Source organism: Streptomyces toyocaensis, from assembly GCF_000725125.1.
Classification (GTDB): Bacteria; Actinomycetota; Actinomycetes; order Streptomycetales; family Streptomycetaceae; genus Streptomyces; species Streptomyces toyocaensis.
In genome coordinates, this window is sequence record NZ_JFCB01000027.1 from 52385 (window position 1) to 66348 (window position 13964).

Genomic DNA, 13964 nt, shown 5'->3' on the forward strand with positions numbered 1-13964 from the left:
CTGTTTCTCGACCACCGGGCACGGGGTGGGTGCCACTCGACCGGGAACAGGCGTGACAGGTGCCCCGGCGAGCGCCCTGCACAAAGCACGTTACCCAGTGCTCCACATTTCTGTGAAACCCCATCTGACCTGCGATTTTGCTTGGATTTCCAAGTAAATCGGGAAAGGCCCTCAAGGCGCGCTGGTCACAGCCTTGCAGGAGGCCGGAGCAACGGCACGTTATCCCGGCCGGGCCGGGCACGGGAAGGGCTGAAATGGAGGACGGCACGGCGTGCCGCGCGAGGCGGTCACGGTGTGTGCGGAGAGGCGTACGGACTGTTCGTTTCGGAGGTGCCGGGGGCGGTGAGGGTCGGAGCGGGCGAGCCGGTCAGCCCGCCCCGCCGGGCACTCCGCCCACGTCCGTGCCACCCGCGTCGGTACCGCCTACGTCCGTGCCACCCGCGTCCGTGCCACCCGCGTCCGTGCCACCCGCGTCGGTACCGCCCGCGTCCGTGCCACCCGCGTCCGTGCCGCCGGGGTCCGTCCCGCCGGTGGGGGTGCCGCCTGTCTCGGACGGCTGCGCGGACGTGGGCGGGTCGCTCGGCTCCTCGGTCTCCGGCTGGGACGGCGTGTACGACGGTTCGTAGGACGGCGTCCAGTCGCCGTTCCCGCCGGAGCCGGTGCCCGGGTCCGTGCCCGGGTCGGTCGTCTCCTCGGTCGCGTCGTCGCTCGGGGTCCCGCTGGGCTTCTCGTCCTTGGTGGTCTGCGAGGTGGACGGCGAGGTGTCGGGCTTGCCGCCCCCTCCACCCCCGCCGCCGTTGTTGAGCGCCAGCGCGACACCCGCCGCGACGGCGATCACCGCGAGCACCGCGAGGATCCACAGCTTGCCGCGCCCGCTGCCCCTGTTGCCGTGGCCCTCGAAGCCGCCGTCGTCCCCGCCGCCGTACCCGGCGGGCAGGATCGGCTGCGGGATCGCCGTCGTACCGGCGGCGTCCGGGTGCGGCAGCACGGCCGCCCCGGCGTAGCCGGCCGCCGGGGTGCGCGGGCCCTCGTGCATGTCGACGGGGCCGGTGTTCCAGGTGCCGGTGTGGCCGCCCTGGTCGTACAGCATCTGCAGCGCGTACTGGACCAGCCCGCGCATCTCCTCGGCCGTCTGGAAACGGTCGTCGGGCTCCTTGGCGAGGGAGCGCATGACCAGCCCGTCCAGCTCCGGCGGGCAGGCGTCCGAGGCCTCCGACGGGGGCGTGGGGATGTCCTGGACGTGCTGGTAGACCACCGACAGCGGCGTCTCACCGGTGAACGGGGGACGCAGCGCCAGCAGTTCGTACATCAGACAGCCGGTGGCGTACAGGTCGGAGCGGTGGTCGACGGCCTTGCCGAGTGCCTGCTCCGGGGAGAGGTACTGCGGGGTGCCCATGACCATGCCGGTCTGCGTCATCGTCGTGGACGCGCCGTGCAGAGCGCGGGCGATGCCGAAGTCCATCACCTTGACGGCGCCGTTGTGGGTGATGATGACGTTGGCCGGCTTGATGTCGCGGTGCACGATGCCGTGCTGGTGCGAGTAGGCGAGCGCCTCGAGGACGCCCGAGACGATGATCAGCGCCTGCTCGGGGCCGGGCGCCTCGGCGTTCATCAGGAGGTCCCGGATGGTGCGGCCCTCGACGATCTCCATCACGATGTACGGCACCGACTGACCGCCGACGACGTCCTCACCGGAGTCGTACACGGCGACGATGGCGTGGTGGTTGAGACCGGCCACCGACTGCGCCTCACGCGTGAAGCGCGCCTTGGAGACGGGGTCCTCGGCGAGGTCGGCCCGCAGCAGCTTCACGGCGACGGTGCGCCCGAGGCGCACGTCCTCGGCCGCGAACACCTCGGCCATGCCGCCCCGGCCGAGCCTGCGGGTCAACCGGTACCGGCCGTCGCCGACAAGCCCGCCGTTGCCCCAGTTGTCCGGCGCGTCCGAGATGCCGCCGCCAGTCGCCTCGGGGTCGGACGGGCCCTGAGCGCGCTGCTGCTGTGCCATCAGTCCTCGCCGTCGTTTCTGCCCGCGGTGCGCGCGGTGTTGTCACGGTCTCCGTCGGCCACGCTACAGCCTTTGCACAAGGCTCCGGTCCGAGACGGGCTGCCCAGGCCGGCACGAGACGGACCGGTCATGAAACCCGCACTCCGTACTGTCGTGCAAATTCCGTGTACCGGCAGTACGACCGCTGTAACGCTTCCGCGACGCTTCTTTCGCGTACGGTCACGGAACGGGCACCGCGCTTGACGTGTCACCGGCCTGGGGCAGACTTGGCCGGGAATAGCACATTGGATCTACGACGACACGGTCACCGACGGCGGCGCCGGAGAGGCCACGGGGGACGCGGAACATGAGCCACGACGGCGCACAGGGCCAGTACGCGGGGCGGGCGCTCGCCGGCGGACGTTACCAACTGCGGGACCTGCTCGGCCAGGGCGGCATGGCGTCGGTGCACCTCGCCTACGACAGCGTGCTCGACCGCCAGGTCGCCATCAAGACGTTGCACACGGAACTCGGACGCGAGCAGGCGTTCCGTGAGCGCTTCCGCCGCGAGGCCCAGTCCGTGGCGAAGCTCACGCACACCAACATCGTGTCGGTCTTCGACACCGGCGAGGACGATGTGGACGGCATGACGACGCCGTACATCGTCATGGAGTACGTCGAGGGCCGTCCGCTGGGCTCCGTGCTCGACGAGGACATCCGGCAGCAGGGCGCGATGCCCGCCGACAAGGCGCTGAAGATCACCGCGGACGTGCTGGCGGCGCTGGAGATCAGCCACGAGATGGGGCTGGTCCACCGGGACATCAAGCCGGGCAACGTGATGATGACCAAGCGCGGCGTGGTCAAGGTCATGGACTTCGGCATCGCCCGCGCCATGCAGTCCGGTGTGACATCGATGACACAGACCGGCATGGTCGTCGGCACCCCGCAGTACCTCTCGCCGGAGCAGGCACTCGGCCGGGGCGTCGACGCACGCTCGGACCTGTACTCGGTCGGCATCATGCTGTTCCAGCTCGTCACCGGGCGGCTGCCGTTCGAGGCGGACTCACCGCTGGCCATCGCCTACGCGCACGTCCAGGAGGAGCCGCCGACCGCCTCCTCGATCAACCGGTCGCTGCCGCCCGCCGTGGACGCGCTGATCGCCCGCGCGCTGAAGAAGAATCCGAACGAGCGTTTCCCCAGCGCGGAGGCCATGCGCGGGGAGTGCCTGCGGGTCGCGCAGTCCTTCCACGCGGCCCCGCCGAGCATCGTCCCGGGCACGCAGGCGCCGAGCGGCGCGGGCCTCGGCTCCGCGGTGTTCCCGCCGGTCGACCAGGCGACCCCGGCGCCGACCGGCAACGTGCAGACGCCCTACCAGCCGACCCCGGCCCCGCATCCGTACGGCGCCTCGGCCCCGTCCGCGCCCTCCCCGGCCTACGGCTATCCGCAGCACGGCGGCTACGGGACGCCCGCCCCGTCGGCGTACGCGCAGCAGCAGGGTGCGTCGACCCCGCCGCCGTACACCATCTCGCCCCAGAGCTCCGGGGCGGGCGGCTCGGGCGGCGGACGGAACAAGCCCGTGATCATCGGATCGGTCGCCGTCTCCGTCCTGGCCGTCGGCGGCCTGGTCGCGGCCCTGCTGATGAACAGCGGCGAGAAGGACCCGCAGGGCGGGTCGGGCAGCAGCGCCTCGGCGTCGGCGTCACCCAGCAAGGCGGCGGGTTACCGCGGACCGGACACCTCGAAGACGATCGACAAGGAAGAGTGCGAGGAACCGCACGAGTCGTACAACGACCCCGAGAAGATCCGCCTGCCCAACTTCAAGTTCAAGTACATCGGATCGGTGAAGGAGTGCTTCCAGGCCGCGGGCTGGGGCGACTTCAAGATCGTCGAGGTGGACGAGAACACCTATGGCGAGGGCTCCGTCCGGGAGCAGTTCCCGCCCGCCGGCACGGACGTCGACCCGGAGGACATGCCGGAGATCACGCTCAAGGTGTCGACGGGCAACCCCCCGTCCTGACCCGCCCCCGTCCTGAACCACGCCCTGCACGGCACGGCGAAGGGGCCCGGCATTCGGCTGCCGGGCCCCTTTCGCGTTCGCTCGGGCGGGGAGGGTGGGGCGGTTACAGGTACGGGCCGCCCGTGCGGCCGCCCGGGTGGGGGTCCTCCTGGCCGTCGCCGACGCCCGGGGGGAGAGCGCGGCGCATCTGCTCGAGCTGGGCGCGCGCGGCCATCTGCTGGGCGAAGAGCGTGGTCTGGATGCCGTGGAAGAGGCCCTCCAGCCAGCCCACCAACTGGGCCTGCGCGATCCGCAGCTCGGCGTCGCTCGGGGTGGCCTCGTCCGTGAAGGGCAGGGAGAGCCGCTCCAGTTCCTCGACCAGCTGCGGGGCCAGGCCGTCCTCCAGCTCCTTCACCGAGCTGGCGTGGATCTCCTTGAGCCGGACCCGGCTGGCCTCGTCCAGGGGAGCCGCCCGCACCTCCTCCAGCAGCTGCTTGATCATGCTGCCGATCCGCATGACCTTCGCCGGCTGTTCGACCTGCTCCGTCACCGGGGTCTCGCGGGACTCCTCGTCCCCGCTGCCGCCGCTGAGCGCCATGCCGTCCTGGCCGACTACCAGGATCTGGGGATTTTCCGGCGACCGTTCGTTCCTCGGCATCTCCATGACCTCATTGTCTCGCACGCCCGTGGTCCTCCCGGGGGTGCCCCCGGAAGTCGGCGTCCGCCCGGGGTCCACCGGACGGCGGCATCCGGAATGCCCGGTCGATGGAGCGGTGCGAGGCTGTTGGGCGTCCATCCGGCCCATCTTGCCGACGGTGTGACCGAGCACCGGACGGCGCGGGAGGTCACGGTCGTGACTCCATGGCTGCGTGTAGTGGGGGCGGCGGTTGTTCTGGGGGCGGGGGCGGTGGTGCTGCCGTACGGCCCCGCCGTGGGGCCGCCGGCCACGACGGTGGCGTACGGGGCCGTGGGGGCCGGCGCCGAGCCCGCGTCCCGTCCTCCCTCGTCCTCGTCGTCGTCCTTGTCGTCGCCCTTGTCGTCGCCCTCGTCGTCACCCTCGTCGTCGCCCGCCGAGAGGCCGTCGCGGGCCGGGAGCCGGCCGGGTGAGGGCCGCGAACGGCCCGGACGGCACGAGCCGCGGGACACCGCGCCGCACGGGCGGCACCAGCGGGGCGAGGCGGAGCGCGGGGAGACGGACACCCGCGGGACCGAGCGTCCGGACGTGCCGCGCCCGCGGGGCGAGGAGGCCGTCCCCCGGGTGCCCGGCCGGGACGGCACGCCGTCCCGGGGGGCGGCTCCGGTGCCCTCCACGACCTCGCGGACGGCGGAGCCGAACGCGGTCGCGGACGCCGGGCCCGTCCCGCGCATCCTCCCTCTCGGCAGCGGCCTGGTGCTCATCGGCCTCGGCTTCGGCCTCGCCTTCGTCGCCCTGCGGATGCGTCAGGCCTCGGGCTGAGGACGGCCCGGCGCGGCGCCCCCGCCGGGTTCAGTTCGGGGTGACCAGCAGGACCTTGCCGACGTGGCCGCTGTCCTCCACCACGCGGTGGGCGGTGGCCGCGTCCGGCATCGGGATCTCGCGGTCGATCACGGGGCGGACATGGCCACCGGCGACGAGCGGCCAGACGTGTTCTCGTACGGCCGCCACGATCGCCGCCTTCTCCTCCAAGGGCCGGGCCCGCAGCGAGGTCGCGCTGATGGCGCCCCGCTTGCCGAGGAGGGCGCCGATGTTCAGCTCGCCCTTGACGCCGCCCTGCATACCGATGATCGCCAGCCGGCCGTTCACGGCGAGGGCCCGGACGTTGCGGTCCAGGTACGCGGCCCCCATGTTGTCGAGGATGACGTCCGCGCCGACGCCGTCGGTGGCGCGTTCCAGCTCGGCGACGAAGTCCTGCTCGCGGTAGTTGATCAGGATGTCGGCGCCGAGTTCGGCGCAGCGCTCCAGCTTCTCCTTGCTGCCCGCGGTCACGGCGACCCGCGCGCCGACGGCCTTGGCGAGCTGGATCGCCATGGTGCCGATGCCGCTGGAGCCGCCGTGCACGAGCAGGGTCTCCCCGGGGCGCAGATGGGCGACCATGAAGACGTTCGACCAGACCGTGCAGACGACCTCCGGGAGCGCCGCCGCCTGGTCGACGGCGAGCCCCCCGGGGACGGGCAGCAGCTGTCCGGCCGGGACGGCGACCTTCTCGGCGTAGCCGCCGCCCGCGAGCAGCGCGCAGACCTCGTCGCCGACGGCCCAGCCGCCCACCCCGGGACCGAGCGCGGCGATCCGGCCGGAACACTCCAGACCGGGATAGGGGGAGGCGCCGGGCGGGGGGTTGTAGAAGCCCTGCCGCTGGAGGATGTCGGCCCGGTTCACGGCGCCGGCCACCACCTCGACCAGCACCTCGCCCTCGCCGGGCACGGGATCGGGGACCTCGGCCCACACCAGCGCCTCGGGTCCACCGGGTTCGGGAATCGTGATCGCATGCATGAGGGGACGGTACCTCCGGCGGCGGGGGCGACGGGTGCGGCCGGCGGACATCCCCGTGCGGGACCGATGAGTTCGCGCGGCCGTGCAGGTCTCTCCCCGCGTGGCCCGAGCACGCGGAAGGATCACGATGTACACCGGCGTCTCGGTCGACGCGGACATCGGGAAGGGTGTCTTCGACCGGTTCCGCAGCCTGCCGATCTGGCGGCCGTCGACGATGGTCGGCCATCTGCTCGGCGACGCCCTGCGCCACACCATCGCATCCGTCGTGATGCTGGCCGTCGGCATGATCCTCGGCTACCGGGCCGACGGCGGGGTCGTCGGCGTGCTCGCCGGGATCTCGCTGCTGGTGCTGTTCTCGTTCGCCTTCTCGTGGATCTGGACGATGTCCGGGCTGATGCTGCGCACCGAGAAGTCGGTGATGGGCGTCAGCATGACGGTGATCCCCCCGGGGGCCTCAGCCCCGGGGGAGCGGGCGGATGTCGGGGGCGATCTGCGTGCCCGGTGTCGCCCGCACGATCGTGATCAACCGGTCCGTCAGCTCCAGCCTCCCGACGTCCGGATCGTCGTAGCCGAGCACCCGGTGCCCGCGAACGACACTCACCACCAGGTCGTTCGTCTCCCGCGGGGTCTTGCCCACCTCGGCCTTTATGACCGGCCTCTCCACGATGTCCAGCCCGGTGCCCTGCTGGATGAGGTCCTCCATGACCATGCCGGCCGACGGGCTGAGCACCGAGAGGCCGAGCAGCCGCCCGGCCGCGCTGGCGCTGGTGATGACCGCGTCGGCGCCCGACTGCTTCAGCAGCGGGGCGTTCTCCTCCTCGCGCACCGCGGCCACGATCTTCGCGCCCCGGTTGAGCTGGCGCGCCGTGAGCGTCACCAGGACGGCCGTGTCGTCGCGCTGCGTGGCGATGATGATCTGCCGCGCCCGGTACACCTCGGCCCGCTTCAGCACCTCGCTGCGCGTGGCATCCCCTATGACGCCCGCGTAGCCGTCCGCCGTGGCCGCGTCGATCGCCTTCGCGCTCGGATCGACCACCACGACCTGCTCCTTGCGGAGCCCCGTCGCACAGACCGTCTTGATCGCGGACCTGCCCTTGGTCCCGAACCCGACGACAACGGTGTGATCGCGCAACGTGGACCTCCAGCGGTTCAGTCGCCACTCCTCCCGGGTGCGTTCGGTGAGGGCCTCGAGGGTGGTGCCGACCAGGATGATCAGGAACAGCACACGCAACGGCGTGATGACGAAGATATTGGTGAGCCGGGCGGCGTCGCTGACCGGCGTGATGTCGCCGTACCCGGTGGTGGAGAGGGTGACGGTCGCATAGTAGAACGCGTCGAGCAGGTCGAGGGATCCGTCGGAGTTGTCGTTGTAGCCGTCGTGGTCGGCGTACACGACGAACGCCGTCACCACGAGCACCACCAAGGCCATCGACAGCCGTTTGGCGACCTGGCGGATCGGATGCTCCACCATCTTCCTCGGGAGTTTCACCCGATGCGTCACCAGATGTTCGTCCGCCTGTCGGGCGATGGCGTCCTGGCCCGGAAGTTTCACGTGAAACACACTCCGATACCCCCGGACGCCCAGGGCAGGTCCAGCAGTTCCGCCTCCGCGCCGGGCTTCGCCCCTCCGGGAGGTACGACGGCGAGCGCGTCGGCCGCCGCGACGCCCCGCAGCATGGCCGGGCCGTTGTAGAGCAACGGCAGTGCCCGGTCGCCGCGCAGGGCGACGGGGACCAGCCGCGTGTCGTACGGGTGTCCCTGCACCCCGTCCCGCAGCGTCAGCGTGTACGACTCCGGGGCGGGGCGGGCCGCGAGGGTCCGCAACAGCGGCTCGGCGAGGGTGAGCAGACCTGACACGGCGGCGAGGGGGTTGCCCGGCAGGCCGACGAGATGCTGGTTCTCCTTGGTGCGGGCCAGCAGCATCGGATGACCGGGGCGCACCCTGACCCCGCTCACGAGGAGTTCGGCGCCGATGCGGCGCAGCGTGGGATGCACATGGTCCACGGGGCCGGCGGCGGTGCCGCCGGTGGTGACGACGACGTCGGCGTCGCAGGCGGTGATCGCCTCGTGGAGCGCGTGCTCGTCGTCGCCGACCCGGCGCACGTCGGTGACCTCCGCGCCGAGTGCGCGCAGCCAGGGCGGCAGCAGCGGACCGAGCGCGTCCCGGATCAGCCCGTCGTGCGGCAGTCCCGCGCCCAGCAGCTCGTCACCGAGGACGAACACGGCGGCACGGGGCCGGGGGACGGCCATGAGCGTGTCGTATCCGGCGGCGGCGGCCATGCCCAGGACCGGCGGGGTCACCAGAGTGCCCACGGGCAGCAGCTGGTCACCGCTGCGGCACTCCTGGCCGCGGGGGCGGATGTCCTGGCCGTGGGTGACGGTGTGCGGTGCCCGGTCGGCGGTGGTGACGTGCAGCCGGCCCTTGTCGTCGGTGCGGCCGTGTTCGCTGCGGAGCACGGCGGTGGTGTCCGGGGGGATGCGGGCGCCGGTGGCGATGCGGACGGCCTCGCCGTCGGTGAGCGGCGGGTGCGCGGCGTGCCCGGCGAGGACGCCCTCCTCCCGTACGTCCCAGGGGCCGGGGCCGGAGACCGCCCAGCCGTCCATCGCGGAGGTGTCGAAGGAGGGCAGGTCGGTGAGGGCGGTGAGGGGGGTGGCCAGGGTGAGGCCGAGGGCGGAGGCGAGGGGGACGGCCACGGGAGTCAGGTATCCCGTACGGCTGCCGTGGCGCGGGGCGCGTGCGGCGATGGTCCGGGCCTCGGTCCAGTCCGTGGCGTGGTGGCGCGGGGTGCCGCCGGGGGTGTGGTCGGGTCGTTGCTTCACGAGGGCGAGCGCCTCCTCGACGTCGAGGTCATCGGCGTCCTCTTCGGCCCGGGTGGCATGCGCGGTCATTCTGCGTCCGGGCGGGTTTCGGGGGCCGCGTCGGGCGCGGTGCCGCCGGCCCGGTCGTCCTCGTCCGCCCAGCGTACGGCGAGCGCCGCGGCCTTGCGGGCCGCCTCGGCGACGGCCTCGCGGTCGCCGCCGGCCCGGGCGGCCGCGTAACCGACGAGGAAGGTGGTCAGCGGAGCGGCGGGCCTGGCCACGCCGTGGGCGGCGTCGCGGGCGAGGTCGAGCAGCACGCCGGTGTCGACGTCCAGGTCGATGCCCAGCTCGTCCTTGACTGCGGAGATCCATTCGTCCAACACGTGTCCATGCTCCCTGATGCGTGCCCTGGCGGTGGCGATGTCGTCCCAGGTGTCGCAGTCGAAGGACGCCACCGGGTCGGAGATGCGGGTGAGGCGGAGTGCGCCGGTCAGCCGGCGCAGGGGAAGTCCGGTCAGCCCGCCGTGCCGGCCGGTGAGCGCGGCCAGTTCGCGGCGCAGAGACGAGGTCCGGTATGCGGCCACGAGCGGCTGGTCCCGGCCGTCGGAGTCGGTCAGCAGCACGCCGTCGGCCGTGCCGCCGCGGAGGGCCGTCAGCAGTCCCTCGACGGTGCGCCGGCCGAGGAACGGCAGATCGGCGGAGAGGAGGACGACATGGCCGGCGGTGGTGTGCCGGAGTCCGGCGTCGAGCGCGGCCAGGGGTCCGCCGCCCGGGGGCTCCTCGCGGGCCCAGATCACGGGCCGGAAGGTGGGGCGGGGACCGGCGACGACGACCGTGGTCCGGGCGTCGGCGCAGGCCGCGAGCACCCGGTCCAGCAGTGCCCGTCCGCCGACGCGCACACCGGGCTTGTCCGCGCCCCCGAGCCGGCGGGCGGCACCACCGGCGAGCACGACGGCGTCGTACGCGGCGCCGGACCCCCCGCGACGATCGCCGGAGGGACCGTCGGAGGAAACACCGGGTGGCTGGTACTCGGTCACCCCCCGAGTATGCGTGCCCCCGCGATCACAGAGAACGCGGGGGCACGCGGACGCGGCCGGGGAGCCCCGGGAGCAGGAGCGGACTCACAGCGTCCGCAGCAGCACCGCCGGTTGTTCCACGCAGTCCGCCACGTACCGCAGGAAGCCTCCCGCCGTGCCGCCGTCGCACACCCGGTGGTCGAAGGTGAACGAGAGCTGCACGACCTGCCGCACCGCCAGCTCGCCCTCGTGCACCCACGGTTTGGGGACGATGCGGCCGACGCCGAGCATGGCGGCCTCGGGGTGGTTGATGATCGGGGTGGAACCGTCGACGCCGAACACGCCGTAGTTGTTCAGCGTGAAGGTGCCGCCGGTCAGTTCCGCCGGTGTCAACGTCCCGGCGCGGGCCGCCTCGGTCAGCCGGGCGAACTCCGCCGTGAGCGACTCCACGTCCCGCGTGTGCGCGTCGCGGACGACGGGTACGACCAGCCCCCGTTCGGTCTGCGCGGCGAAGCCGAGGTGCACCTCGTCGTGGCGGACGATCTCCCTGGCCCCGGTGTCGACCGAGGAGTTGAGATCGGGGAAGCGGGCCAGCGCGGCGGTGCAGATCCGGGCCAGCAGGGCGAGGACGGAGATCTTCGGCCCACCGGCCGCGTTCATTGCGGCCCGCGTCCGCATCAGTTCGGTCGCGTCGGCGTCCACCCAGCAGGTCGCGTCCGGTATCTCCGTGCGGCTGCGGGAGAGCTTGTCGGCGACGGCACCGCGGATGCCCTTGAGCGGCACCCGGGTGACGGCCGGCGTGCCCGCGGTGGCCGTCGCCGGGGCGGCGTGCGTGAGCGGTTCGGCGGGCCTTCCGCCGGTGCGGCCGCCTTGTGTGGCGGCAGCACGCAGGGCGTACTCCACGTCCGCCCGCAGGATCAGCCCGTCGGGACCGGAACCGGTCATCTCCCGCAGGTCCAGGCCGTTCTGCCGGGCCAGCCTGCGCACCAGCGGGGAGATCACCGGGACGGGGCCGTCCGCGGCGCCGGGGGCGGCGGCCCGCGTGCCGGCGGCCGGCTTCGCCGTCCCCGTGGGCCTCGGCCGCCCGTTCGCCGCGGGTGCGGCGGGCGCGGCGGGTGCGGCGGGTGCGGGCTCCGCGGGGCGTACCCGGCGGCGACGGGCCGGTGCCTGGGAGGTGCCGTAACCGACCAGGACGTTGCCGGAGCCCTCGGCAGCCGGTGCCCTGTCGGGTGCCCCCTCGGAGCCGGCGGCGCCGGAGGCGTCCGCGCCGCCGGCCGGGCGCTCCTCGGCCGCCTCCCCCACCGCCACCGTCAGCAGCGCGGCGCCGACGGGCAGTTCCGTGCCCTCGGCGCCGAAGCGGGCCGTGACCACGCCGCCGTAGGGGCAGGGCACCTCCACCATCGCCTTGGCCGTCTCGACCTCGACGACCGGCTGGTCCACGGCGACGACATCGCCGACCTCGACCAGCCAGCGCACGATCTCCGCCTCGGTGAGCCCCTCACCGAGGTCGGGCAGCTTGAACTCCAGCACCTGTGCCATCAGCTCTCGGCCTCCCACTGCAGGCGCCCCACGGCGTCCAGGATCCGGTCCACACCGGGCAGGTGGTGACGCTCCAGCATCGGCGGCGGATACGGCAGGTCGAACCCGGCCACACGGAGCACCGGCGCCTCCAGGTGGTGGAAGCAGCGCTCCGTGACCCGGGCCGCGATCTCCCCGCCCGGGCCGCCGAAGCCGCCCGATTCGTGGACCACGACCGCGCGTCCCGTCCGCCGTACCGAGGCGCACACCGTCTCGTCGTCGAACGGCACCAGCGAGCGCAGATCGACGACTTCGAGGTCCCAGCCCTCGGACCGGGCCGCCTCGGCCGCCTCCAGGCATACGGGTACGGACGGCCCGTAGGTGATGAGCGTGGCGCTCCTGCCGGAACGCCGCACCACCGCACGGCCTATCGGTTCAACGGTCGCCGGCTCCTCCGGGTTCCAGGAGTCCTTCGACCAGTACAGCCGCTTGGGCTCGAGGAAGACGACCGGGTCGTCGGAGGCGATGGCGGCGCGCAGCAGACCGTAGGCGTCCGCGACGGTCGCGGGCGTGACGACATGGAGCCCCGGAGTCGCCATGTAGTACGCCTCTGAGGAGTCGCTGTGGTGCTCGACCCCGCCGATGCCGCCGCCGTAGGGGACGCGGATGGTGATCGGGAGGGGCATCTTCCCGCGCGTGCGGTTGCGCATCTTCGCGACGTGCGAGAGGAGCTGCTCGAACGCCGGGTAGGCGAACGCGTCGAACTGCATCTCCACGACCGGCCGCAGCCCGTACATGGCCATGCCCACGGCCGTGCCGAGGATGCCCGCCTCGGCCAGCGGCGTGTCCGTGCAGCGGTCCTCGCCGAACTCCTTGGCCAGTCCGTCGGTGACCCGGAAGACACCGCCGAGGGTGCCGACGTCCTCGCCCATGACGTGCACGGACGGATCGGCGGCCATGGCGTCGCGCATGGCCCGCGTGAGGGCCTGCGCCATGGTGGCCGGTTTGACGGCGACGGTGGTCATCACTGCGCCCCTTCCGGCTCGGCCTCGGCAGCCAGCTCGGCCCGCAGCTGCTCCCGCTGCTCGACCAGCTGGGGGGTGGGCTCGGCGTAGACGTGGGCGAAGAGGTCCATGGGGTCCAGCGCGGCGTCCTGGTTCATGTGGGCGCGCAGGGCGGCGGCCATGGTCTCGGCGTCCTGACGCGCCCTCTCGACACCGGTCTCGTCGAGCAGCCCGCGCTCGGTCAGCTCCCGCTCCAGGAGCGCGATCGGGTCGTGCTGCTTCCAGGTCTCGACCTCGGCGTCGCCGCGGTAGCGGGTGGCGTCGTCGGCGTTGGTGTGGGCCTCCACGCGGTAGGTGATCGCCTCGACCAGGGTCGGACCGCCCCCCTCACGGGCGCGGCGCACGGCGGCGGCCAGGACTTCGTGCACGGCGGCGGCGTCGTTGCCGTCGACCAGACGCCCGGGCATGCCGTAGCCGACGGCCTTGTGGGCCAGCGACGGGGCCGCGGTCTGCTTGGCGAGCGGTACGGAGATCGCGAAGCCGTTGTTCTGCACGAGGAAGACCACCGGCGCCTGCCAGACGGCCGCGAAGTTCAGCGCCTCGTGGAAGTCGCCCTCGCTGGTGCCGCCGTCGCCGACCATGGCGAGCGCGACCACGTCGTCGCCCTTGAGGCGGGCGGCGTGGGCGAGACCGACGGCGTGCGGCAGCTGGGTGGCGAGGGGGGTGCTCAGCGGCGCCACGCGGTGCTCGCAGGGGTCGTAGCCGGTGTGCCAGTCGCCGCGCAGCAGGGTGAGGGCCTCGACGGGGTCCACGCCGCGCGCGACGACGGCGAGGGTGTCGCGGTAGCTCGGGAAGAGCCAGTCGCGCTCTTCGAGGACCAGCGCGGCGGCGACCTCGCAGGCCTCCTGGCCGGTGCTGGAGGGGTAGACCGCGAGACGGCCCTGCTTGGTGAGGGCGGTGGCCTGCGCGTTGTACCGGCGGCCCTTCACCAGTTCCGCGTACAGCCGGCGCAGCAGCTCCGGGTCGGCCCCGGCGGCGGCCTCGGTGCCGAGGACGCGGTACGGCTCCGCGTCGGGCAGCAGCGGCGCGGGGTCGGTACGGGGCTGCCAGGCGGGCGGCGGGGTCGGCCGGTAGGCCCCCCGCTGCTCCATGACCGTCATGACGGCACCTCCTCGTG

At 73.1% G+C, this 13964-nt stretch carries 11 protein-coding genes and 1 pseudogene; 3 read left to right on the forward strand and 9 right to left on the reverse strand.

Going from position 1 to position 13964, the window contains the following annotated elements; genetic code table 11:
• Window positions 1–367: 367 nt before the first annotated feature.
• Window positions 368–2005, reverse strand: a complete 1638-nt coding sequence (locus tag BU52_RS24845; RefSeq protein WP_037938189.1) for a protein kinase domain-containing protein — start codon at window positions 2003–2005, stop codon at window positions 368–370.
• 346 nt (window positions 2006–2351) lie between these two features.
• Between BU52_RS24845 and BU52_RS24850 the strand changes: the two genes are divergently transcribed.
• Complete coding sequence (locus BU52_RS24850) at window positions 2352–4001, forward strand: protein kinase domain-containing protein (RefSeq protein WP_037938191.1); 1650 nt, start codon at window positions 2352–2354, stop codon at window positions 3999–4001.
• 103 nt (window positions 4002–4104) lie between these two features.
• On the opposite strand, the gene BU52_RS24855 is transcribed toward BU52_RS24850, so the two are convergent.
• Window positions 4105–4644: a bacterial proteasome activator family protein gene (locus tag BU52_RS24855; protein ID WP_037938192.1), complete on the reverse strand. Its 540-nt coding sequence runs from the start codon at window positions 4642–4644 to the stop codon at window positions 4105–4107.
• Window positions 4645–5202: 558 nt separating this feature from the next.
• Here BU52_RS24855 and BU52_RS36490 point away from each other — a divergent pair.
• On the forward strand, window positions 5203–5436 hold the full coding sequence (locus BU52_RS36490) for a hypothetical protein (protein WP_235216414.1): 234 nt from the start codon (window positions 5203–5205) through the stop codon (window positions 5434–5436).
• 30 nt (window positions 5437–5466) lie between these two features.
• On the opposite strand, the gene BU52_RS24865 is transcribed toward BU52_RS36490, so the two are convergent.
• A complete protein-coding gene (locus tag BU52_RS24865; RefSeq protein WP_037938281.1) occupies window positions 5467–6450 on the reverse strand; it encodes an NAD(P)H-quinone oxidoreductase in 984 nt (327 codons plus the stop codon).
• Window positions 6451–6571: 121 nt separating this feature from the next.
• Here BU52_RS24865 and BU52_RS34045 point away from each other — a divergent pair.
• Window positions 6572–6898, forward strand: a pseudogene (locus tag BU52_RS34045) (ABC transporter permease); the annotation flags it as partial.
• A gap of 6 nt (window positions 6899–6904) precedes the next feature.
• Here the strand turns inward: BU52_RS34045 and BU52_RS24870 are convergent.
• The 6 genes from BU52_RS24870 to pdhA form a co-directional block, all read right to left on the reverse strand.
• Window positions 6905–8002, reverse strand: coding sequence for a potassium channel family protein (locus tag BU52_RS24870; protein WP_037938194.1), 1098 nt, complete (start codon window positions 8000–8002; stop codon window positions 6905–6907).
• Window positions 7999–9339 (reverse strand): molybdopterin molybdotransferase MoeA, encoded by a 1341-nt coding sequence (locus BU52_RS24875; protein ID WP_037938196.1) that lies wholly within the window; start codon window positions 9337–9339, stop codon window positions 7999–8001. Before BU52_RS24875 ends, BU52_RS24870 begins: the two co-directional genes overlap by 4 nt.
• Window positions 9336–10286, reverse strand: a complete 951-nt coding sequence (locus BU52_RS24880) for an NTP transferase domain-containing protein (RefSeq protein WP_037938198.1) — start codon at window positions 10284–10286, stop codon at window positions 9336–9338. Before BU52_RS24880 ends, BU52_RS24875 begins: the two co-directional genes overlap by 4 nt.
• Window positions 10287–10370: 84 nt before the next feature.
• Entirely contained in the window at window positions 10371–11804 is a 1434-nt protein-coding gene (locus tag BU52_RS24885) for a dihydrolipoamide acetyltransferase family protein (RefSeq protein ID WP_037938201.1), read from the reverse strand.
• A complete protein-coding gene (locus BU52_RS24890; RefSeq protein WP_037938202.1) occupies window positions 11804–12808 on the reverse strand; it encodes an alpha-ketoacid dehydrogenase subunit beta in 1005 nt (334 codons plus the stop codon). The genes BU52_RS24885 and BU52_RS24890 overlap by 1 nt, the downstream gene beginning before the upstream one ends.
• A complete protein-coding gene (pdhA, locus tag BU52_RS24895; protein ID WP_037938203.1) occupies window positions 12808–13947 on the reverse strand; it encodes a pyruvate dehydrogenase (acetyl-transferring) E1 component subunit alpha in 1140 nt (379 codons plus the stop codon). The genes BU52_RS24890 and pdhA overlap by 1 nt, the downstream gene beginning before the upstream one ends.
• Between the last annotated feature and the right edge of the window lie 17 nt (window positions 13948–13964).